This is a genomic window from Shewanella sp. SG44-2, from assembly GCF_014164215.1.
In the GTDB taxonomy this organism is placed as follows: domain Bacteria; phylum Pseudomonadota; class Gammaproteobacteria; order Enterobacterales; family Shewanellaceae; genus Shewanella; species Shewanella frigidimarina.
In genome coordinates, this window is sequence record NZ_JACJEU010000005.1 from 38,149 (window position 1) to 62,420 (window position 24,272).

The window sequence follows — 24,272 nt, forward strand, 5'->3', positions numbered from 1 at the left end:
ATGATATTATCTGCGCCGATCCAGCCTGCCTTCGCAGCGCGTTTATGTTGATAAAGGAACCACCATGAGTGAATCTGCAACCCGTCTAAATAAGTACATTAGTGAGAGTGGTATTTGCTCACGTCGTGAAGCAGATCGCTATATTGAGCAAGGTAATGTTTTTATCAATGGTAAACGCGCCAAAATTGGTGATAGCGTCGAATTTGGCGATAAAGTCAAAGTGAATGGTCATGATATAGCCCCCCGAGACGAAGCCGATCTGGTTTTTATTGCCCTTAATAAACCGGTAGGTATTGTTAGTACCACCGAAAATACCGAACGCGATAATATTGTCGATTTTGTTAATCACAGCGAACGAGTATTTCCAATTGGTCGTTTAGACAAAGATTCACAAGGGTTAATCTTTCTTACCAGCAATGGTGACTTAGTCAATAAAATCCTCCGCGCAGGCAACAATCACGACAAAGAATATGTGGTTACGGTGAATAAGCCGATCACTGAAGCTTTTTTACAAGGTATGCGCGCCGGCGTGCCGATGTTAGGTGTCATCACTAAAAAATGTAAAGTGGAACAAGTTTCAACGTTCGTATTTAAAATAATTCTAGTTCAAGGGCTTAATCGTCAAATTCGTCGAATGTGTGAACATTTCAACTTTGAAGTGACCAAGCTGGAACGTCAATCAATTATGAATGTGTCGCTTAAAGGACTGCCTGTAGGAGAGTGGCGAGATTTGGACGAACAAGAACTCAGCACGCTAATGAAGTTAATTGAACATTCATCTTCAGAGGTTAAAAACGCGCCCAAAAAAGCGAAGAAAAAGCCAACCCAAAGCTTACGAGATAAAATTGAAGGCCCAGAACACTTTATGCAAGGTCGAGGTGCTAAACCTAAAAAGCCGGCGGCGAATAAAGGTAAGCCAAGTCATTCAAGAAAACCTAAACGTTGATCCAAAAAACAGCATAAGTGATATACCGCTTAGGATAAGAGTGAGTATTAAAAATAATCATTTTACCGTATGCAATAGTCTTTTTATGTTGTAGGATACTGCACTGAGTATTATTCAAACAGCCAATATTACACAAATGTAAATAAAACATCGGTTTACATTAAATATTGTATAATCACTCACGCTAAAAGATTACACATAATGCATTTTTATTGAGCTAATGCATGCTAAAGTTGTTGTAATTTTTCAATAAATAGTACAAAAAAGCATCGTAAAAGTATAAAACAACAGCAATCGGACGCTGGTTTTTTAAACAAGGAATGTGACATGTTCAGCAATAACCTTTTAATCGTAGATTTCCCTGTTCATCTTCATGGGCAATTTCAAAACCTCGCTAATTTGATTGAATTTAACTTAATTCCAACCAATGCGAGCTGCGCGTTATCAGAATTATCAGCCGCATCAAATTCCGAAAATGGCAGCGCCATTATGGTTCATTATCTTGAAAATCCATTACAAGAAATTGGTTACTTATCTGCAGAGTTATTTAAAAGCGACCAGCACATTGCATTTTGTCCTGCACTGAATGTAGAACTAGAGGTTATTCTTATTTCATCTGGATTTCATGGTGCCATCAGTGTCGATGACTCTATCGCTCATCAAATACAAAGCATTAAACAAGTGCAAGATGGCGACATTAGCTTTAACCCTAAAGCCGTTTCTAAATACATCCTCCAAAGAAAGCGTATTCCATCATCAGGTAATCGCGCCAAAATACTTGCCGTCACCACAAAAAAAGAACAACAAGTCTTGTCACTCATACTGCATGGATTAACCAACGAAGAAATGGCCAAAGAGCTCAACATTTCTGTTAATACCGTCAAAATGCACGTACAGAATATTTATAAAAAAACCAAAATTAAAAATCGCGGCCAATTATTTGCTTTTGCTGCCGGTTAACTTTTTATAAATACTCCAGTTAACACTTAAAAGTGAACTTAGTAATGTATCCATTAAACGATACATTTTTAGGCTGACTTAATATTCTCTAGTTAACATTGTCTATAACTGGTGAAAGTATTTCACCTCATAATGTAAGGACACATTAATGCACCATAAAAGCATATTAGCCATATTAATCTCTGGCGCACTCTTAGTCGGTTGCGGTTCATCTGACGACGATTCTAATACCGAAATCACGCAACCAGATTCTGGCACACCGCCCCCGATTACAACGCCTCCAGTAGCATCAGAATATACTCACCAGGTAACCGGTTTAGCGGTATATCAAGGTGCATTATCTGGTGCGACTGTTTGCGCCGATTTAAACCAAAACTTAGCCTGTGATAGTGATGAACCTTTTACTATTACAGATATTGACGGTAACTACCAAATTGATTGGAAGAGCGAAGTCGAAACCCCAGACTATTATTTAGTGGCTAACTGGCAGGCGGCGACAGCAACACAAGCAATCCAAGCCCGCTCTTTAGCACTTAAGGTTAAAAATCCAACCACCCGCTCTGCGCCAAGATCTATCGTTAGTGACGCAGGAAAAGGCACGTTAATCGCTAGCCCACAGTACAATGGCGCGATTAATAACCTGACCCATATTAAACTCTCTCGGGTGATTGAGATGAAGAGTCAAAGTCTGTCTAACAGTGATATTAGTCAGCTATCGGCTGAGTTAGACACTCTATTGGCTATTTTGTATCAATTAGATGCAGACACCTTGTATTCTATTTCAGCGGAAACATCAGCCTCAGCTAACTTTATGCGCATAGACTATGCCATTGCTTATTTACAGCAAGTCATCGCGACTCAAATCCCAAACTTAATCGCAGCAGAAAAAATTCTTGCAGCTACTTATGCTCAACTTTGGCAAATATTAATTGATAGCGGCCTTTCTATCGAAGAGTTCTTCTCAGACGACATATTTACTTTAGCCGCAAATATACTCTTTAGTGATTCAGCTATCGCATTAGGATTTACAGAATTACCAATCGATTCTCGTATTTTGTCACAAAACGATTGGGATGTTGTGCTAGGTAATATCATTAATGATAAAGGTTTCACTAATACCTTATCGCTAGCGTTGCTGTCACAGTTCAGCACATTCTCACTAGACAATGATGAGACAGGAAAGACAGTTATAGGGTCAGCCTCTATTGACGGAATTGGGTATGTTACCGAATTCCCTAAAGATATAGATGAGCAAGAAATAGAAATTGAATGCTGGAACACAACCCATAACGGTTGGTATACCATTGCACCATTGCCGACGACTGAACCGTTTATAGAAGGTAATAGTTACAAAACAGTGTATGAATCAACAGATGTTAATGTCACTATTAATGTAGAAAAAATACTCACACCAAGTGATAGCTGGAGCTCAATACTTAACATTATTCCTGATAGTCTTAAATTCAACACGCTAAATTGGCCACAAACATTATATTCTATAAACGTATCTCAAGAAGCTGATGTCATGTGTCGTGAAGTCAATAATTATGAAATCTACGACCTTCCTGATTACGAGACGGCTGATATGATCACAGTTGATGATATCGCTAGAGCACAATTTGATAGTTTATATCCAGAGTTTATCATCGTCGATGAGCAACAAAGTAAGATCACTCTGCTTGATATTAACCTGCAACCAGAAACGACATTTACAGTAGAACGCAGCATTAGCCCAAGTAATCAGCCATTAATTATTACAACTGAGGACGCTATAAATGACAAAGTTGCTGAGCACATTCTTCCGACATATTATTTAGTTGCAGATCAACAGTTAATTGAAGTCAATTTAAATAAAGCTTTCGACACGAAAGACGCAAACAATCAACTAATGATGACTTATGACAATTCAGAACGCTTTACCCAAATATTATACAATCATTTATTGTCACTAAAAACAACGCCATAAGAGGCTTATAGCTTACTCGCAATATAAAAAACCATTAGCAAAAGCTAATGGTTTTTTATCATCAAGCCACAAATATTAGCCTGCTTTAATCATATCGTTTTCTTTATCAATAAAACGACCAACAATCGCTAAGACTAAATCAAACGCACCATAGACAAAGGACCGTTCTGCTACCATAAAAATGATGAATCCCTAATGCACTAGATATGCCAGCTAGAATGACTGCTATAGCATACTCCCAATCCAACTCAATAACCTGTTACTTATTAACAATCAACAAAGTAAACACTGCCAATATGTAAAGTGACATATTAGATACTGGCGTTACAGCTCATCACCACCCTCTTCAGCTTCCATACGCTCAACATCTTGCTTGGTGTAACCCATGGCTTCGGTTATATAGCACATCTTCACCAGCTGAAACATTTGCACAAAAGAGCTAACCCGCCCCGCGTGCATTTGTACATTTAATAACGCCATAGTGACACCTGCTTCATCGCCGGGTGATACTGTAGCGCTCAATTCAGATAACGACTGGTTATTAGCTGATACCTCATCAATGAGATTGTTATATTCTGTGACGTTTTCAGGCATATAACAGGTAGATGTTTCAGGTAATTGTGACAAAAACTGCTCATATTTTTTTACAAACAACCTAGCTTGCACCAACGTCTGCTCACCGAGTGCTTGTAATTCTTGCACCTTGCCACTTTGGAATACAGCCGACGCATTGCCAGAATCCATGAGCTGATTAAACTCTTGCATCAAGACTAGCTGCTTATCGGATAGCACTTTTGCATCTTGTGCTATGGGTTTCGTTTTAGCTTCAAATGCATCAATAGCAGCTTGGTTGCTAGCCAATACTGCAAAACTCATTGTGGTAATGGCAGTAGTCATGGCCACCAGCAAGCTGGCTTTTTTAAAAATATTCATCGATAACATCCTGTTAGTTGAGCACTTGAAAACAATCAAGCCATATATGGCCATGTTAATTCTTAAACCAAATAACGAATATATAGCGAGTACAAGCCAAAGCCTGTCATACCTAGTAGCGCTATAGCCATCGGTATGAGTATGTAAAAACGCCATACCGCTGCTATTTTTGGGATTTGCGTCAACGTTGCACTGTAGCCGAGTTGAGACAGTGCAATAACAAATTTATTACTATCAAATGTTTGCCCGGCTAACGTAATGCTTTCACCGTGACTCACATCAATGTTTACTCTAAATACAAAAGGTCGCCTGTATTGCCTAAGGGTACTGTCACCATCGCCAGCTTTATACCAATTCCACTCAATATTAATTGATATAATTGCTGACTTTTCTATCTGTCTAACTTGCTTGTCCTCAAAATACACTCTTGGAATAACAAGTGAATTCTCGCTGATAACAATCTCATTAGGATTCGTTATCCCCTGTGTATAATGCTTATCGCAAATGAGCTTTCGCCTTACAGCAGACACTGCTACCCCAAATAAGGCAACCACTATGGCCGCTACGATATTATGGCTGGAATAAAGGATAAACAGGGCAGCCATAAAACTAATATAACTTGAAGCCCAGACTTGATGAAAGTATTGCCGAGGTAAAGGCAGCATAAACAGTGTGACGGGGTATTGTAATTTTATCGGGTCGTTAAATAGCTTAATCCCAATAAAGGCTTTTACGGTATCTAGGTCGAGCGGAACTGAACTAAAGGTTGGCCAATCTTTACGGCTAACGCTATCAAATTGACCGACAACATTAATCCCCTGCGACATTAACTCTTTTCGACATTGTTGCACCAATGCGGGCAACTTATTTTGCTTCACTTTTAACGATATCGATATCGGTTCAGGAAATTGAGTTTGTTGACTCTCTTTAACATGCAAAATCACTTTATAAGTATTATGCACTTCTTTTAACTCAATATTTTTTATTACTGAGTAATCTACATTTTGTTGTTGAAGGGAATAAATGGATTTCCCCCCTAACTTGAAACCATGAAACTGTATTAACACATTGCGTGAGGCATCAAAACACCATCGACATTGATAACTAAACGCTATCAACATCAACAACATACTGAGCATTAAACGCCCGACAGCTTCAGCCAAAAAAGAAAAAACACTTACTTCCAACACCACATAAACCAAATTAAAGCATATAAAAATCCACTTTATTTTTTCAACGGCTGACACTATTGAAAATGATGAAGCGGTATTCAACAGCGTCCCTGTTAACTTGTTAAACATCCTGCTCCTTAATCGACTTACACTTTTAAGATAGTTGTCAGTGTCTACCAACTATATAAAGAGCCTCGTTATCGACTATTTTTAGCCATATCATTCTATTACGTCATTAACATGCCGGTAATGAACAAAAAGGATAAGCAGGTACCATATAATGGCCTACAATAACGTAACAACCTTCCACTGGTTTTCTAAATAGGCCAGCTTGCAAGTCCCATAGCCTTGAATCGCTTCATTAGTCTTTGGTGATATCGTGTCGAAACGGTATGGAACCCACAACTCTAAGTCATGCCCACGCTGCTTAGCGTTGTCACTAACTAAACTGCTGCTAGAATTTTTAGCATCTTCAAACGCTAACGCCTCATTTTCATCTATTTGATAATTATCGATACCTAAATATGATGTTTTAAAATATTTATCATGTAGCTCAGATAGATATACTTTTACTTGCTCATCCGTTGCTGGTATTGCAGCAAACACCTTTCTGAATAAGTTTACATCTTGATGTCTAACGACATCGACTGACGCTTTACACAGTGCATTCGGCTCTGATCGATCAATTTTTTTAGCAGCTGCCAACCACTGAGTTAGATTTTCTTCATCAGAAGACCCCATTGAAGGCGTCGATATAAATAGTAATAAAATAATAGCGATTAATTTGTACATGAAAACATCCTTTTAATTTACGTTTTTGCTTTACTAACGCTTAAAAACTCACAATCAATCATGTATGCAATCAATTGAATATACACTACAAAAAATAGTGTTTCACTAGCATGCCTGTGACAACCACATTGACTAAAACAGGGAATATTACGGCTATAATATTAGGCAAAAAAGCCCATGACCAATTGCCGTGCAGCGTTGTTAATGGATAGTCGAAAAAACACAGCATGTAAACAATGTGTTTAAGCGGGAAATACATCGCATTAAGGATAATGACTTCACCGCTTTTTAGCTTAATATCACACGCGGTAATATGATTGCGCACATGTAAACGATGCATTTGTGATTTATATTTTACCGTGATGCGCTCAATGTCACCACGTTGTAACTCCAACTGCCCCACAGGCTTATTAATTATTGCATTCGCAGGAATGGCAATACGCTGCTGGCTAACAAAGCAACGTAATGTCCCGGTAATACCGTAACGTCGCCTAACCAGCCAATAACGTCCTATTAAGTAGACAGGTAATAATCCAATGTTGATTAATACTAATGCACGAGCAAGCTCAGTATTAGGGAAATTAAGAGGTAAAACAGCTAACCCGACCATCAAAATAAGCAGTAACAATGAAACACCTAAAGACAGAGGGTAACCTATATTAGCGACATATAAACCCACGTCACTTTGCGCGTTAAAGTCACGCATCCCTTTAATATGCAGATTAAAAAATAACGATTTATCATCTAACTCAATTTTCTTAGCCAAAACAATAATGCCACCCAATTTAATAATGAAATAACTTACTGCCTTTTCACTTGAATTACGATAGCCTTTTGTGACTATAAAAATTCTAAAACACATTATTTTATAAGTTTGATATCCAACTGCGATGAGTGGCGATGTTAATTTTATATGAATCGCTAATTTAGTGGCTGTTAATGGATATTGTCTGACTGACATTGGTAGTCAAACTTGGGCATTGACCAATGGTAGCGAATTGCGAGCATTCTAAAGCTAAAACCAAAGGTCAGCGCAACAGAAAGGTTTATCCATTCAACAACACCATTTAGCTTCATCACCACATATAAAGCTGACGTTAGCAAAGCAACTAGCGCATATAGCTCTTTCTTAAAAATAAGTGGCACTTGATTGCATAAAACATCACGAATAACGCCCCCAAAAACACCAGTCACGACCCCCATGGCAATCGCTATCTCAATGCTGTAACCCAACATTAAGGTTTTTTGTGCTCCAACAATAGAAAATACCGCCAGACCAAGAGCGTCAATAGCCAGAAATAATCGTGATAAGTAACGCATTAACGGTGCAATCATGACTGTTAGTAGTGAGGCCGCCGCAACAGCTAACAAATAATGAGCATTTTCAACCCATATTAGGGGATAGTTACCCAGGAGCATGTCACGCAGAGTTCCACCACCAATCGCGGTGACACAACCGATAATCACCACACCAAAAAGGTCCATCTGTTTTTTACCTGCGGCCAGGGCGCCCGTCATCGCTTCAGCTAATACACCGATGAACCACAAAATACTGATTACTTTTACTTCTAACATAAGATAATTCTAGCTAACCAAAAGGAAGCTGATTCTGCCCGTATTCCAACATAAAATACAGCGACAAATATTATCTTTCGCATTATTTAATCTAATGTATATATTGTTATTTTTCGACTGCAACTCATTTGATTTAGGATTTTTTTAAAATTAATGAATAGTTTTAATAATTTATAAAATCAATAACACATCTTTATAGCGGCTTGACTATAAAATAACTGATGATGAGATGGACAATCTCTAATACGCTGTCAATGCACCAAACTGATGTTGAACCATACCGTTACTTAAGGAGCGTTCACCATGAAAATTATCACTATTTGGATTGATTTGATAAAAATGTATTTCACATCCTTGGAATGAATTGCCATGTAAAGCAAGTCTTCAATAAGCGTTAAAATCGCACTCAACAGACCAAGTTTATGCTGTAACAATCCCATTATAATGTCATCTTCGAGGCCTGTTATTTATCTTATTACAGGGAATGTAAGTTTATCGCTATGAGATACGACGTTAAGCCCATTTCTGCCTAGCAGGTCACTCTGTTCGTGTGAGGCAGTGAAATACTTAAAGATAGGGAGACCTCAATTCACGGCATATAAACTCAGTCATTTTGAGCGTTAAAATCACGCACTATTTTTATGTACTGATTAGATAAACAAGATTTATTATCTAATTCAATTTTCTTAACCCTATTCATCACTAATTAACGATTGTTATTACCTGAACAAGTATTTGATCACGTCGTTATCATTCATAATGTATTTTCCACTGACACCCAAATATTCATACAGATCTATTGCCTACCAACAACCACATGCCTTTAGGTGTATCCATACAGACAAAAACATCAAAAGTAATAATCATTCTGTAATTCTAATAGCTATTCATTTACACCCTGATGATGTTTTAATATCTTATGAGCATTTAAGGTTATTTCTCAATCTTATTGAATACTATATTTCAACAGGGAGTTGATATGTTAAAACCCGCGCTAATGTCATTAACAATCATTATGGCAACGATACCAGCAATGAACGCCTATTCGGCAACATCACAAGCGTTGTTTTCTGAGCCTAAAGAGGTAAAAGAAACAAAAAATGAACTTAGACACTTTACACCGGTGCAATTGATAACCTCAATTGACGATAAAAATATTCAGTCAAAAGAAATAAAAGATAAACTGACTAGAACCAACTATGAGCTACCGCCGTCTTATACGCCGGCTCATTTAATTAATAACTATAAAAACCAGTTCAAGACATTAAATGCCAGTATCCTCTTTGAGTGTGAGCAAACAAGTTGTGGTAACGAGGATAGATTACATCGCTTTTTGAAGCCGCTCAATACGACTTCAAAAAAGTCGCCAGCGTTAATAACTGCCTATATCACCCTTCCTAAAAAACAAATTTACGTATCGATATATGCGGCTAGTTGGGCTCGTTACACCAACTTAGAGATCGATATTATAGAAGTCCTCGATGAACCATTAGATTTGGTGACCACTAACCAGAGCTATTTATCACAAGAAGTGAGTGACATAGCAGTAACTGACAATAGCAAAAAAGATGAAAAAAACTCTGCTGATCATCCAATGTTGACTCGTATACCTGGAGCTTATATTGATGAATATACTAGCCATAGTTTTGGACAAACCGCCGTATTAATAGGCAAAAATGGCAAAAAATTTGAGACTAAGATGCTAGACGGTAAAATCACCGATATTGGCTACGTGTTACCTCGCACTTATTCTGAATACGAGATAAATGCAAATTATCAAAACGCGTTAACTAAGCTTGGCTTTAACGAAGTTTATGCTTGTACCGCTGAGCTATGTGGCCGAAAAACAGAAATGTATGATGCCTTAAAATTACTCATGTCCAACGGTATGGACGACAGCCAGTTTTATCGTCTGTACAAGTTAGATCGGCCCGAGGGAAATGTATATGTCATGGTGTATGTTATTGGCTATGATAGACGATTGTCAGCAGAAGTCCGAATCATTGAAGAAACCACGTTAAACAATAATCGTGTAGGAATTGATTTGCAGGGCTTAACCGACGAGATAGCCAAAACAGGCCATGTGGCACTGGACGGTTTGTTGTTTAAATATGATAGCGACGAATTACTGCCAGAAGCTTATCCGATTGTTGAAGTTGTCGCTCAATACCTACAAACACACCCTAAACAGCTGTTTTATGTGGTAGGGCATTCAGACGATCAAGGTTCGCAAGCTTATAACCAAACCTTGTCAGAAAAACGCGCAACTGCAATTAAAACCCGTTTGATTAAACAGTTCTCTATTGCTGCACAACAAGTTGAAGCCAAAGGGGTTGGTGAGTACTCGCCTATTGCCAATAATCTTGATGAAGCGGGCCAGAAACAGAACCGCCGCGTTGAGTTAGTGATACGTTCAGATAATAAATAACCTCTGCTACGGATAATAAATAATTATCTCACTGGAGAAGTAATAATAGAAAGGTAGCCTAGGCTACCTTTCTATTAACTAAAAATATTTTACTTACCAGACTCAAGGTTAATACGTAGTCTGTATTTAGTCCTGAATTTAGTTCTTAACTCAACTCTTAACTCAGCCCTTAACTTATTATTGTGGTTAACGTTGAAGCGTTAAATAGCCACTATCATATCCATCAGATTGACAATAATAACCCAGTCTTACCCTAGTAGTACCAATGACAATATTTCGTCATTGGTACTAATGAGTCCAAGCCTGAATTAACCGGTAACTACGCCATAAGTTAGCCAGTGTTACTCGGCTCGGCAGGTGGTTATTTGCAATATTTTACGTTGGCCGCTTTTGGCGTGCTCAAGCAAGCATGTATCGCCTTGAATAAGCAATTGCACACTCTGTGGCATCACGGTAGAGCGCCCCATTAATAAACGACCATGGGTGTCTTTGTGCATTGCAGGTTCAATAGACAAGACACTGGTGTCTGTAAACGCGCTTTGAGCAATCATCACATGGTCTGTATTCAACAAACTGGCAATAGCCGCTTGTAGTTCATCCACACTGGCACTATTTGGCGACGTGATTAGCGCAGGAACCGCACTATCGTTTCCGGCAGTTGAAGTACCACATCCCATAAAAGCCGTGGAAAACATCACTACAGCGATAAGTAAACCAGAAGATAAACGGGACATTACATGGCTCCTGTCGACATTATCCGATTATTTTTAAGCAATGTTGAGTGACGGTCATCTTTCAACATAAAGCCTTTATCCATCATTGTTGGGGCCGCTGACACTTTAGCCGCTGATGACGTCAGCGCTGGACACTGGTTATTATCACGGTAATACAATGCGGCGCTTAAGAGTCGCTCATTGGTATCACCAAGCGCATGGTTTAAATCATCGCTTAGCGCACAACCTTCAATTTCACTGTCGAGTGTTGGACTTGTCGTGGGCACAAAACCATCTGAATAATCACCAAAACCTTTATCGTTCACGCCTTTAAATTGAATGCTAAAGTAAGTGGTGCCGCAGTTTGGTGTTGGGTAAAACCCATAAGGCTTTCCGCACGTTGTGCCACCAATTTGAATCACTTCAATATCAATACCACGCAAGCTATTCATCAATGCTTCACTGGCCGAGCAAGTATCTGCTGTTGTTAATACATAAAGCCGCTTAAGTTTTAGTGAAGGCAGTGTAATCCCTGCACGCAGCAACCCAGTATTAAAGCCTATGGTTTCCGGAATAAACGGCGTTGGTTCGAGTATGGCTCTAGTTACGGGATCAATAGTTCGATATTTATCATTAAAACTGGTGCGTTCAAATATGCGATTATTGGTCGCGGTATCACCTGCTATCATGTAACCCAACTGACTCGCTAAGGCGAGTAAACCGCCACCGTTGTAACGTAAATCTAGGACTAAATCTTCAACATCCGCTTCCCTTAACGTGGTAATGGCATCAAACAACCCTCGCTCTGCAGTCGCAATATGAGAGTTAAATTGTAAGTATCCAATCTTGCCGCTTGCGGTTTGGATCACTTGGGTATTTTGCACCGGGGTAGAGATAACGGTGGTGGCCAACAGTATGACATTGCGATCAACACTGGCATTGAGATCTCGCACGGTAAATGTCGTTTGTTTGCCACTTTGAGTTGGGAACAACCCTGCATTTAATGTATCTAAACTTGCACTATCGTCAGCATTCGCCACATTGACGCCATCTACAGCAACAATAATAGCGCCGCGATTTATTCCCGCGGCCACTGCTGGTGAATTAGGTTCGCTATAAGTAATGGTGACCTGACGTGTTACCCCCGCGGATGCATTGCGAAGTGACAGATTAAATCCGTAACCGAATGATGCGCCAGATTGATTTAATTGCTCCCATTCATCAGTCGGCATTGAGAAATGAAACTTATCTTTTACATTACCGGTTTCAGACAGTTCATCTGTGATTAATAAATCAAAGTATTGCGCTACGGTATAAGGAGCTGGATCGCGATCGAAAATTTCATCGTACCAAAGGTAAGTGTCGTTACTCCATGAGCGAAGCCAAAGCTTTTCGGTGAGTTCAGATCCAGTTTGATCGGCCTTGCACTGTAATGCGACATCCGCGTATGGAGTAAATTGGCCCTTGGTCCAAGTTGTGCTACTGGTGTCTGTCACCGGAGGTGTGACATTATTACTGGCTGACTCGCTTCCCCCACCACTGCAACCTGCAACAGTTAAACTGGCGGCAACCAATAACGGAGTGATAGCTTTCCTAAAAAGTAACTGCATTAATATTCCTTTATTTTACTTTATGTTAGTCATTTTCATTACAAATAACTGCATTAGAATGCAACAGTATATTAACGCAAATGATTTACGAAAATACAGAGAATGATCAATAAATGAATTGATTATCACGCTGTGAGTTCATCTTGCGAGAACCATGTCTTTGTCTACCCACGATATTGTTAAAGGACTGTTTTGGTAAGTAATGTTCATCGTAGGATGAACACAAAAAATCAACTCAACCTTCGAGAAACCATAAATAAACATTACCTAACAATTACTTATCAATTATTTATGACAATACCCATAGATAAGAAATCATTCAGGCTGTAGCGATTACATATATCACACACTGTTTAACAATAAGCGTTGGGCAGCGGTTGCTTACACCTAAATAGACCCAAAAATTGGGACAAGTGATCTATAAAACAGTATAAAGACTTGTTTACGTGTTGAAAAATTGGGATGGAGGAAACTAAATACACATTTAAAATTAAACTAAATTTACTATTTTTGAGAAATCTTTAAAAACACTACACAAACTATAAATCAACCTATGGATATCATTAACAAAACAATCAAAATAACATTAATCGACAACATTAAATCAATAATATCAAATATATAATATTACTGAGCTGAAGTTATAACAGAAATACAATTTAACGAATAAAAATATTACTAAAATTAATATTTACTCAACATATCATTATGTAGTTGGCGTTATAGAATCCGTATTATAGAGGCTGTATTATAAAAAGATTTCTCGTAAAACAATTCATTAGCAAGCCGTTTGTATTATTAGACTTGCTAACCACTCTCAAGCTTACCTTAACACTAATTGAGTTAATAACTGCGACTGAGTCAATAATGCGACATTCTTTTGTTGCTGACCATTTACACTCAACGTGACTTGTGGATTATCTAAAAATTCACGGGCATCTTCTGCACTATAAATATCCGGTGTAGCAAGCTCATAACGTTGATTTTCAGCGACCTCTAATGTGAGGTACAAGGACTCTGAACGAACCCAATAGCCTGAATCATCAGCATTATCTTGGAATAAGTCACTATAATTAATTTCAACCAATTGTTGTCCATGGCTAAGTCCAATCGTATTTTTTATACTGACGTTCTGACCATTGACGGTTTCAACTATCATTGAGTCTGGTACTGTAATACTCGATGCTTGAGCTGGCATGCCAAATAATAGCGTTAAGCCTACGGTGGTTGAGGTGAGTAACATCTTTACAGAAAATGAAGTCGTCATAATAATATTCATCCATATTTCATACTTAACGATTAAGCATGTTGGTATTAATGTAAAGGACCTCTGCATATAACAATAAATTTCAACTTTTTATATTAAAAAATATTTATCATACATTAATATCACTTCTTTCCCTTTATCTTATTGTATTAATGATGGTTAACATTTTAAATATGTAAACCACTACAAAACTCATAGACCAAATTTCAACCAGCACTCACTAATGCCGAGTATGTAAATACACCAGCTCATCACAAAAACCAAAAGATTAAAGGATCATTCAACAAACTCCAGTGCATCCTCAGTAAGTACAACCATGCGCCGATACAACTAAGTAGTGTCTTTTAGCCACTGTTACAGCAGCTAAAAATGTAGAAATGCATTGTATTGCACTTCAATTGATGAGGATGAAGTAAAACAAAAATACCGTTTAACGACTAAACTTTGTCATGCCATTTATAGAAACAGTTTGCGCAGATTCCAAATATCGCAGGAGTTTGACATCAATGGCAAAAGTCTTATTAACACAATGATAAAATAGATTTATTTTTTATTATTGTCAGATTTGAACTACAGTAAAAGAAGGCAATGCCCTTTTTATGTGGGGAAGAAATGGATAGTTTTTTCAGTTTGATGAGCAACACCGTATTGTTACTGGCACTTGTCGTCATTTATGATGCCATAAAATTACAAAAAATAGCCCCCAAGAAATATGGAAATGTCTTGAGTGGGATTTTTATTGGAATGATCGCAATTTGTGTCATGAACAATCCTTGGGAGCTAAGGCCGGGGATTTTTTTTGACACTCGCTGGGTACTGTTAAGTTTAAGCGGGCTATTTTTTGGTTTTATCCCGACATTGATTGCCACGATACTCGCCGCTTGTTTCCGTCTTTATCAAGGCGGTGCCGGTTTATACGTTGGTACTTTAATTATTTTCATCAGCTCTGCCATTGGGTTAGGCTGGCGATACTGGATGAATTCTGCAAACAAACAGCCCAATTGGCAAAACTTATTGGCCATGGGCTTTGTCGTGGAGATTGGCGTTTTGCTGTGTTTATTACTCATGCCAGTGGCAGATAAATACGACATTATTCTCACCATTAGTCCGACATTATTCACTGTTTATACATGTGGCACTATGTTAATTGGATTATTACTAAAACAGCATCAACAAAGGCAACAAATATCTCAAGAATTACATCATCACAAAAACCTCCTAGAAACCGAGAAAAACCTGTTACAAAGCATTATTGATGGTATTCCCGATATCATTTTTTACAAATCGGCCGACGGGGTTTATTTAGGTTGTAACAAAGCATTCTCTGAAGCTCTAAAACTCAACCCCGAAGATATTAAACATAAGACAGACTATGACTTATTTGACCGTCAACAGGCAGATAGTTTTATCAAAGCCGATCGTTTTGTATTACAAGAAAACCAGCCGTGGATGGATGAAGAATGGATAACGACACCTGATGGTATAGCACATATTTTTAAAACTCATAAAACACCTTTTGTTGATTCGTCCGGAGATATTCAGGGAATTGTGGGCGTAAGTAGAGATATGGCCGACAGAAAACTCATTGAAGAACAGTTACGCCGCAGTGAAAGTACTTATCGTAATATTATCAGTACTGCGCAAGATGGCTTTGTTATTGTATCGGTGGACGGAAAGATAATTGAGTCGAATCAGAGTTTCGCTGATATGACCGGTTATACACTCGACGAGCTATTCAATAAACCTATTGGGGATATCGAAACCAGTGAAAACCACCAGTTTTCAACTCAAAATATTATTACAGCCAAGCAAGTAAAGGCGATTCATTATACTTCTCAACACAAACATAAATTGGGCTATTTATTTCATGTTGAGGTGAACATCAGCTTTTGGGATGGTGATGATGGAATGTTCTTCTGCTTTATTAAAGATATTTCACAGCGCATAAATGCTGAACAAAAACTGCTTCTGAGTGAGTCTAAATTCAGGCACATTTTCGAAAATATACCCTCAATTTCAGTCCAAGGTTACGATAAAAACCGTTCGGTCATTTTTTGGAACCAGGCCAGTGAAAAGCTTTATGGATATACAAAAGAACAAGCATTAGGGAAAAAGTTAGAAGATCTCATTATTCCCCCGCCATACAGAGAACATGTGATCAATAACGTTAATGCATGGATTAATGAAGGGGTTCCTATTCTTGCAGAAGAATTACTCCTGCAACGGGCAGATGGTAGCAATGTAGCAGTTTATTCGTCTCATACATTAATAAACAACACTGATAATGAAGCAGAAATGTACTGCATTGATATCGATTTGAGCGCCCAAAAAAAGGCTGAGGAACAAGCGCTTACACTGTCACAAGCAATAGAGCAAAGCCCTATATCAATGATATTAACCAATATCGATAGTAAAATTGAATATGTGAATAGTGCGTTTGAAAAAATTTCTGGCTACACCGCAAGTGAAGTCATTGGCCAGTCTGCCAGCATGCTAAAGTCTGGTTTAACCCCTAAATCCCTTTATAAACAATTGTGGGATGCTATTTCTACAGGGCATGCGTGGCAAGGCGAGTTGCAGAATAGAAAGAAAAACGGTGACATTTTTTGGGAACATGCCCATATAGTACCCATTTTTGATAACGCAGGCGTCACGAAACACTATCTAGCATTGAAACAAGATGTCACCCAATACAAACAACAGGAAGAAAAAATTCTTCACCAAGCCCATTACGATAGCTTAACAGGCTTGCCGAATAGACTGTTGTCACTTGATAGATTATCGCAAATGCTCAAGGATGCCCATCGAGCCAAAAATAACGTGGCGGTACTGTTTTTAGATTTAGATGATTTTAAAAAGGTTAATGACACCATGGGTCACTCTGTTGGTGATGAACTATTGATCCAAGCAGCTGTTCGCTTAAAAAGTACTATTAGAGAAAGTGATGTAGTGGGGAGATTGGGAGGTGATGAATTTATTATTATATTGAGTAATATCAATGAACCCACTGAAGTTGATAGTATTGCCAACAAACTGCTCGAGCAATTTTATCAACCTTTTAGACTCGAAAACCGTGAGTTAGTATCAACCATCAGTATTGGTATTGCCCTGTATCCGCTTGACAGTGAAGACCCCAAAGAATTGTTAAGACAAGCAGATTCAGCCATGTACCATTCAAAAGATCGCGGTAGAAATACCTATAACTTCTATACACATCAGATGAACAACGATATGGATAGGCGCTTGAAAATTGAAGAGCAATTACGCAGTGCATTGAAGCAAAAAGAATTCGAGGTTTACTTTCAACCCTTTGTGGACATCAAGAGCCGTAAAATCATCGGCGCGGAAGCTCTTTTACGTTGGAATAATGCTTTGCTCGGTCAAGTGACTCCTGATGAGTTTATCCCTATTGCAGAACAAACAGGACTCATTGTCTCAATTGGCCAATATGTTATCGAGGTTGCATTTGCTACAGCCAAAAAGTGGCAACAAACTTATAATCCTAACTTTAAAATTGCTATTAACGTTTCCCCGAAACAATTCAGGGAAAATACCTTTGTTGATATGCTTAACATTCAGTTAGATAAACACCAAATTCATGCCAGCACTATAGAGCTTGAAATTACTGAAGGGGTATTACTCAGTAGTGATGCTGTCATCGACAGCAACTTAATATCCATTAACGATATTGGTGTCAGTATTTCAATGGACGATTTCGGTACCGGATATTCGTCGCTCAGTTACCTGCGCAGTTACCCATTCAATACCTTAAAAGTAGATAAAAGTTTTATTAACGATATAACAGTCGATCCGGGGGATCTAGAACTTGTTGGTGCGGCGATAGCTATGGGGCATGGGCTTAATTTAACTGTCGTGGCAGAAGGCGTTGAAACAGAAGAACAGTATCATCTGCTTAATGCATTGAAATGTGATTACGGCCAAGGTTACTTATTTAGTAAACCATTACCCCAAGCGGCATTTGAAGCGCTTTTACTGAAACAAGCAAAAAATGAAAAAACTAATAAGAGATCCTCAATAAGACGCTGATAAAAAATGCCTATCAGCAAGCTGACAGACATTAATAAATCTATTAGTCATTAAGCGATTTCAACTTAGCAACACTCGAGAAAAATTAGCTTGTTGAGTTAATGACTTAGTTAATTACATAGTTAAATACATAGTTAAATATATAGTTAGCTTAGTGATTGAATTAAGCCGTTTTCACTTTCCAATTCACTTTTTGTCCTGCAAAAAATGGCACGATAGGATTGCCGTTTGGCAGAATAATCTCTTCTGGTACCGTCCATTCTTGTTTCACTAGCGTCACAGTGCCGCTGTTGCGTGGTAAGCCATAAAAGTCTGCGCCATGTAAGCTGGCAAAACCTTCTAACTTATCCAATGCCCCTAAGTTATCAAAAACTTGCGCATAAAGTTCTAATGCACTCCAGGCACTGTAACAACCTGCGCAGCCACAGGCTGACTCTTTGCGGTGTTTTTCATGCGGGGCAGAATCAGTACCTAAAAAGAATTTACTTGAACCCGTCGCCACAACAGCTTGCAATGCATGCTGGTGAATATTGCGTTTTAATACGGGTAAGCAAAAGTTATGTGGACGAACACCACCGACGAGTAAATCATTACGATTTAACAATAAATGCTGTGGGGTAATAGTTGCAGCAACATTAGCTGAAGCCTCTGCGACAAACTCAGCCGCTTCTTTAGTGGTGATATGTTCAAACACCACTTTAAGGCTAGGAATGGCTTCGACAATGCGTGATAAATAGCGATCGATAAACATTTTTTCGCGATCAAAAATATCAATATGCGATTCTGTCACTTCGCCATGCACTAATAACAACATGCCTTGTTGTGCCATAACCTCAAATATAGGAAACAACTCATCTAAGGCTTTAACTGCTGCATCTGAATTTGTGGTCGCACCTGCTGGGTATAACTTTCCTGCCACAACCCCTGCCGCTTTAGCATCGATAATATCTTGGGCGCTGGTGTTGTTTGTTAAAAATAAGGTCATTAATGGTTCAAAATTGCTACCTTGTGGGCGAGCAGCCAAAATACGATCTCGATAAGCTAAAGCCATTGCCGCTGTCGTTACTGGTGGAACTAAATTAGGCATGACAATCGCGCGTTGAAACAATCGAGCCGTTGCAGGAACCGTTTCACCTAGCATATCCCCATCTCGAAAATGAAGATGCCAATCATCGGGAGTGGTTAAGGTAATTTGCGTCATGTGGGTTCCTTGGCTTAAATAACAGATTGTTAACCGTTATTGTGCCTGAATTCGCTTTTTCTTAATAGATGCATAATTTGAACGCAGACTTTGCTATATCAAAAAATCATGCCGTTTTTAATAAAAAATCGCGCTATTCATGTAGCTATAAACCATTAAAACTAGCGGTAACGCTCTATGTTATTATGTTGAAAGCATCTTTTTTATAGGGGAATTAAATTGTTAGCTAATGCCGGTTCTAGATTACTAATCAATGTGCACTTTATTACCGTAATCACGATAATGATGGCTGTCTCTGGCTGCAATCAAGCGGAGGTGATGAAAACCCCCGATAATATTCAACCACTTGTTCAAGAAACGCTAATTGATGGCGTACTGTCTAACGATGCCAGTATGGCTGTCACATTAGGCAGAAGCCGTACATTATCAATTTGGGATGTAGCAACAAGCCAACTAATACATCAATGGTCTGACGATGACTTTGATGAAACCAATTATCTGCTGGCGTTATCAGGTAATAAACAATTCCTTGCGACTGCTGGCAAACAAAAAATATCCGTTTTTAACCTTGAGACAGGCAAATTAGACATACGTTGGCCCGCCCAGGGATTTAATCCCGACGCCAGTATTTCGAGCCTTTTTTTGAGCCAAACAGGCAGCACTATTTTGGTGGGAATGAATGATGGTTCAATTACAGTGATACAACGAAGTAGCATGACAATGTCATTGTTTAAACAACACAGCGCCGCCGTTAATCATGTTGAGCTATCGGGCTTTGAGCAGCAGGTATTATCGACAGGGCTTGATGGTGATGTACATATTTGGGCGGCTTATAGCGGTGAGTTGATCAGCAGTTTCTCACGTCCTCAACAAATCACCAGCGTGAGTTTTGATGACGCTAATCGGCGCTTATTTATTGCCGATGCACTCGATAACAATGTCATTATAGATACCCAAACAACGCAGCCAGTAAGTCACCTCGATTACCTTGAACGCTATCGCTATTTTCGGCAGGCGTTATTCGTCAATCACGGCAAAAACTTAATTACCGCAACGTCAAAACAAAGTGTTATCTATTGGGATTCCTCATCTGGAAAAGAGCTTTCTCATTGGAATATCACCGCCTATAACGCTGGCACCACGGTATTTTCAATGGTAATGAAACCTAATGGTAAGCTATTGACCTTAAGCTCAGATGGCGCACTTGAGACGTGGAGCTTATAAGTTTATCTCCACCAGATATAATAAAAATCATTACCGCGTTATTTGATTTGCATTGTTCGTGTGATTAACTGGTAATTGGCGCCTCATAGATGCTTGCAATGTTTGGCGTATCACGAATTATAAAATAATCTCTCGGATAGTATCCATATGAATCAATAGCATCATTAAACAGTCACTAACAATCCCAAAGCCAGCTTGATTTAGCACTGTGATAAAATCAGTATCGTAGAATTGTCAGTTTTATGGGCTAGATCAAAGATCTGTTTGTATCTCATACTCAATAAAGAATAGAGCTTGCATGTGCGAACTACATTCAGTATATATGGCATATGCTAAAAACGAGGTGTTACATGGCAAGACCTAAAATCCCCCGAACCATATGCGGCCAAGCTGCCAACATCTGTTTTAAGCCCAATGGTATCCCAATGACCCAGTTAGAGCAGGTACCACTTGCAGAGGATGAAATGGAGGCTTTACGCTTAGTTGATTTGCTGGGTATGCAGCAACAAGAAGCGGCTAAATCAATGAATATCTCTCGTCAAACGTTGGCTAATTTGGTTAAAGGAGCTAGGCATAAGGTGGTTGATAGTCTTATTAATGGCAAAGCGTTGATGACAAATAATATCAGCTGAAGATTAAACACAGTTAACACGTGTCGACGTGTTTAGGTCAATCTAATGCAAGCAGTATTGAAAGACTCAGGCCTCAAAATAACAGCTCAAGGCTGTAAGCTACTTGAGTTTTTAACTCAAGTTGATGAGCAGCATTTAACAATAGAAAATATTTATCTGGGGTTAAATGCTCAGGGAGAGACCATTGGTCTTCATACTGTACACCGAATTATGGCGAATTTTGAACAAGCAGGCCTCGTTGTAGGTCGATTATTTGAATCTAAAAATACTGTTTATGAGCTCAGTAATAAACCACGGCATGATCATTTAATTTGTTTAACCTGTGGCAAGTTAATAGATTTTATCGACCCCTTGATTGAGCTTCGCTTAGGATTAGCGGCAGAACATCACGGCATGAGTATTCACCACCACAGCCTCAATATGTACGGTCACTGCTTTGCTTGCCAAAAAGCACTTAATAGCAAATCAGGCAAACAAAAAGTCTGATTGATAGTCGCTAGGTTAATCGTTAATTTTATTGGAGAATAGCATGACCAAAATAGTCATTATTGGTGGTGTTGCTGGCGGTGCATCGGCAGCAGCAAGAGCAAGACGTGTATCTGAAACCGCTGAAATAATCATCCTTGAAAGGGGCGAATTTGTTTCATTTGCCAACTGTGGTTTGCCTTACCATATTAGTGGTGAAATTGAATCCCGAGACGCACTATTACTGCAAACACCCGAAAGCTTTAAGTCGCGTTTTAATGTCGATGTACGGGTACATAATGAAGTCGTGGCGATTGATAGACAAGCCAAGCAATTAACCGTACGTAACCTTATGACCAATGAAATGTATCAAGAGTCATATGAAAAGCTATTACTCAGCCCCGGTGCATCACCAATCAAACCACCCATTAGCGGCATCAATAACCATTTCGTCCATAGCCTACGTAATATTCCTGATATGGATGAAATCCTGTCGAATCTTCTACTGCATAAACCTAAACATGCCACTGTAGTAGGTGGTGGGTTTATTGGTTTAGAAATGGTAGAAGCGTTGCGCCATCTTGGGTTAGACGTCACCTTACTCGAACTAGCAGACCAAGTGATGGGACCTGTTGATCTTGAAATGGCCAACATGCTGCATCAAAAGCTCGTCGATAATGGCGTTGATTTACGCTTAAAAACCGGCTTAACCGCAGTTGATGAATACCCGATACAACTGGCTGAAGCCGATAATACCGGTGATTATGATAAGCCAATATTACCTCACTACCATCTGCAACTAACATTGAGTGATAACAACACCTTAGCAACCGATTTAGTCATCCTCGCCATTGGTGTTAAACCTGAGACTAGCTTGGCGTCTGAGTGCGGTTTAGTATTAGGCCCACTCGGTGGTATTCGGGTTGACGAAGGCATGCGAACCTCAAATGCAGATATTTATGCTGTGGGCGATGCCATCGAAACTGCAGATTTTGTCACCGGTAATCCGACACTCATCCCCCTTGCTGGCCCTGCCAACCGCCAAGGACGATTAGCCGCCGATAACATGCTCGGTGGTGATAAAAAATATCGTGCCACTCAAGGCACAGCTATTTGTAAGTTATTTGATATGGCTATTGCTTCAACAGGATTAAATGAGAAAAGCTTACTCGAGCAAAATATCCCATTTGAAAAAATCTATGTCCACACAGCAAGCCACGCCAGCTATTATCCTGGGGCTCACCCTATTAGCTTAAAGCTGTTGTTCTGTCCTAGTTCTGGCCGTATTTTAGGCGCGCAGGCAGCAGGGATTGACGGCGTTGATAAGCGTATGGACGTATTAGCCGTGGCGCAACGCGCTGGTATGACGGTGCATGACTTAGCCGATCTTGAACTCACATACGCGCCTCCGTTTGGTTCTGCACGCGATGTAGTCAATCAAGCAGGTATGGTCGCAGCCAATGTATTATTAGGTGATGAAGCCATTTGTCACAGTCAAGATTTACACGCTTTGACCGCAAAACAAATCATTGTCGATATTCGAAACCCAGGGGAACTCACGGCCGTGGGTTCAATTGCAGGCGCAATGAACATTCCATTGCCAGAGCTTAGAGACCGACTAAACGAACTCCCTAAAGACAAAGAGTTACTAGTTTTCTGTCAAGTAGGTTTACGCGGTCATGTCGCTTATCGCATGTTAATACAGCATGGTTTTAAAGTGCGTAACCTCACTGGTGGTTATAAAACCTACCAAATGGTTAATGCGCGCTTTTAAAGCATTGCTGGGATGTATACTCATCAATAAATAAGGTCTTGTGTGAACCGTTATCAGGATAGCAAACAAAGCCACAGTCAATGTGTTGTCTGTGGCGACGCTAAACAAAATCCATTGTCGTTACAGTGTAAATTTTTTGCTGACGGTGACAATCAAGTTGTCGGTTATCATAAAGTAAGTCCGCAGCTTCAAGGCTACAACAACTTCTTGCATGGCGGCGTCGCCAGTGCCTTAGTCGATGCGGCGATGACTCATTGTTTGCTGATGCAAGGTATTAAGGCCTTAACAGCCGAAATGACCATCCGCTTTGTTGCCCCTATAAAGGTTGGTGATGCCATCAAAATTGTCGGTCGATTGGTGAGCCAACGCTTAGGGATGTACCAATTAGAAGCGGCGCTCTATGTTGACAATAAAGCTTTCGTGACAGCATCGGCAAAGTTTATCCAACCTAAAAGCGGTGTCATTGGCTAGCGTTTTGCAAACAGTAAATTAACAAGTACTAGACAAACTTCCTGTTAATTTTAGTCAAAAAAAACCAGCCCGAAAGCTGGTTTTGATTATTCCTGA

Annotated in this window: 19 protein-coding genes and 1 pseudogene; 11 read left to right on the top strand and 9 right to left on the bottom strand. The window is 39.3% G+C overall.

Translation table 11 applies throughout. The features are described 5' to 3' along the window. Window positions 1–64 precede the first annotated feature (64 nt). From rluF to H5181_RS05280, 3 genes are all read left to right on the top strand, one after another. The gene (rluF, locus tag H5181_RS05270) at window positions 65–946 is read left to right on the top strand and encodes a 23S rRNA pseudouridine(2604) synthase RluF (protein WP_011636090.1); all 882 of its coding nucleotides are present in this window, start codon (window positions 65–67) and stop codon (window positions 944–946) included. Between the two features lie 327 nt (window positions 947–1,273). Beyond that, entirely contained in the window at window positions 1,274–1,906 is a 633-nt protein-coding gene (locus tag H5181_RS05275; protein ID WP_182750441.1) for a response regulator transcription factor, read from the top strand. Between the two features lie 148 nt (window positions 1,907–2,054). Next, window positions 2,055–3,872, top strand: a complete 1,818-nt coding sequence (locus H5181_RS05280) for a hypothetical protein (protein WP_182750442.1) — start codon at window positions 2,055–2,057, stop codon at window positions 3,870–3,872. A gap of 324 nt (window positions 3,873–4,196) precedes the next feature. On the opposite strand, the gene H5181_RS05285 is transcribed toward H5181_RS05280, so the two are convergent. The 5 genes from H5181_RS05285 to H5181_RS05305 form a co-directional block, all read right to left on the bottom strand. Then, window positions 4,197–4,805 (bottom strand): hypothetical protein, encoded by a 609-nt coding sequence (locus H5181_RS05285; RefSeq protein WP_011636087.1) that lies wholly within the window; start codon window positions 4,803–4,805, stop codon window positions 4,197–4,199. 62 nt (window positions 4,806–4,867) lie between these two features. Then, window positions 4,868–6,106, bottom strand: coding sequence for a hypothetical protein (locus H5181_RS05290; RefSeq protein ID WP_182750443.1), 1,239 nt, complete (start codon window positions 6,104–6,106; stop codon window positions 4,868–4,870). Between the two features lie 156 nt (window positions 6,107–6,262). Next, complete coding sequence (locus H5181_RS05295; RefSeq protein ID WP_011636085.1) at window positions 6,263–6,769, bottom strand: hypothetical protein; 507 nt, start codon at window positions 6,767–6,769, stop codon at window positions 6,263–6,265. A gap of 85 nt (window positions 6,770–6,854) precedes the next feature. Beyond that, on the bottom strand, window positions 6,855–7,535 hold the full coding sequence (locus tag H5181_RS05300; RefSeq protein ID WP_182750444.1) for a hypothetical protein: 681 nt from the start codon (window positions 7,533–7,535) through the stop codon (window positions 6,855–6,857). 170 nt (window positions 7,536–7,705) lie between these two features. Then, the gene (locus tag H5181_RS05305; protein WP_182750445.1) at window positions 7,706–8,344 is read right to left on the bottom strand and encodes a trimeric intracellular cation channel family protein; all 639 of its coding nucleotides are present in this window, start codon (window positions 8,342–8,344) and stop codon (window positions 7,706–7,708) included. Window positions 8,345–8,647: 303 nt separating this feature from the next. Here H5181_RS05305 and H5181_RS20675 point away from each other — a divergent pair. Both H5181_RS20675 and H5181_RS05310 read left to right on the top strand, forming a co-directional pair. Next, window positions 8,648–8,874 (top strand): annotated as a pseudogene (locus H5181_RS20675) (IS110 family transposase); the annotation flags it as partial. Window positions 8,875–9,323: 449 nt separating this feature from the next. Further along, window positions 9,324–10,772, top strand: coding sequence for an OmpA family protein (locus H5181_RS05310; RefSeq protein ID WP_182750446.1), 1,449 nt, complete (start codon window positions 9,324–9,326; stop codon window positions 10,770–10,772). A gap of 341 nt (window positions 10,773–11,113) precedes the next feature. Here the strand turns inward: H5181_RS05310 and H5181_RS05315 are convergent, their stop codons facing one another. The 3 genes from H5181_RS05315 to H5181_RS05325 form a co-directional block, all read right to left on the bottom strand. Then, entirely contained in the window at window positions 11,114–11,506 is a 393-nt protein-coding gene (locus H5181_RS05315) for a hypothetical protein (RefSeq protein ID WP_182750447.1), read from the bottom strand. Continuing rightward, window positions 11,506–13,095: a S41 family peptidase gene (locus H5181_RS05320; RefSeq protein ID WP_182750448.1), complete on the bottom strand. Its 1,590-nt coding sequence runs from the start codon at window positions 13,093–13,095 to the stop codon at window positions 11,506–11,508. The genes H5181_RS05315 and H5181_RS05320 overlap by 1 nt, the downstream gene beginning before the upstream one ends. 823 nt (window positions 13,096–13,918) lie before the next feature. Further along, entirely contained in the window at window positions 13,919–14,362 is a 444-nt protein-coding gene (locus H5181_RS05325) for a DUF2057 family protein (protein ID WP_182750449.1), read from the bottom strand. 612 nt (window positions 14,363–14,974) lie between these two features. On the opposite strand from H5181_RS05325, the gene H5181_RS05330 reads away from it, so the two are divergent. Continuing rightward, window positions 14,975–18,409, top strand: coding sequence for a PAS domain S-box protein (locus tag H5181_RS05330; protein ID WP_182750450.1), 3,435 nt, complete (start codon window positions 14,975–14,977; stop codon window positions 18,407–18,409). Window positions 18,410–18,572: 163 nt separating this feature from the next. Here H5181_RS05330 and pyrC read toward each other — a convergent pair whose 3' ends face one another. Then, window positions 18,573–19,610, bottom strand: coding sequence for a dihydroorotase (gene pyrC / locus H5181_RS05335; protein WP_182750451.1), 1,038 nt, complete (start codon window positions 19,608–19,610; stop codon window positions 18,573–18,575). 318 nt (window positions 19,611–19,928) lie between these two features. On the opposite strand from pyrC, the gene H5181_RS05340 reads away from it, so the two are divergent. From H5181_RS05340 to H5181_RS20885, 5 genes are all read left to right on the top strand, one after another. After that, window positions 19,929–20,834 carry a WD40 repeat domain-containing protein gene (locus H5181_RS05340; protein ID WP_259396949.1) on the top strand — a complete coding sequence of 302 codons (906 nt, stop codon included), beginning with the start codon at window positions 19,929–19,931 and terminating at the stop codon, window positions 20,832–20,834. 350 nt (window positions 20,835–21,184) lie between these two features. After that, window positions 21,185–21,466 carry a DUF134 domain-containing protein gene (locus H5181_RS05345; RefSeq protein WP_059747677.1) on the top strand — a complete coding sequence of 94 codons (282 nt, stop codon included), beginning with the start codon at window positions 21,185–21,187 and terminating at the stop codon, window positions 21,464–21,466. Window positions 21,467–21,511: 45 nt separating this feature from the next. Then, entirely contained in the window at window positions 21,512–21,952 is a 441-nt protein-coding gene (locus H5181_RS05350) for a transcriptional repressor (RefSeq protein ID WP_123777983.1), read from the top strand. Between the two features lie 43 nt (window positions 21,953–21,995). Beyond that, window positions 21,996–23,705 (top strand): FAD-dependent oxidoreductase, encoded by a 1,710-nt coding sequence (locus tag H5181_RS05355; protein WP_182750452.1) that lies wholly within the window; start codon window positions 21,996–21,998, stop codon window positions 23,703–23,705. Between the two features lie 42 nt (window positions 23,706–23,747). After that, on the top strand, window positions 23,748–24,176 hold the full coding sequence (locus H5181_RS20885) for a PaaI family thioesterase (protein ID WP_182750453.1): 429 nt from the start codon (window positions 23,748–23,750) through the stop codon (window positions 24,174–24,176). Window positions 24,177–24,272: the final 96 nt, after the last annotated feature.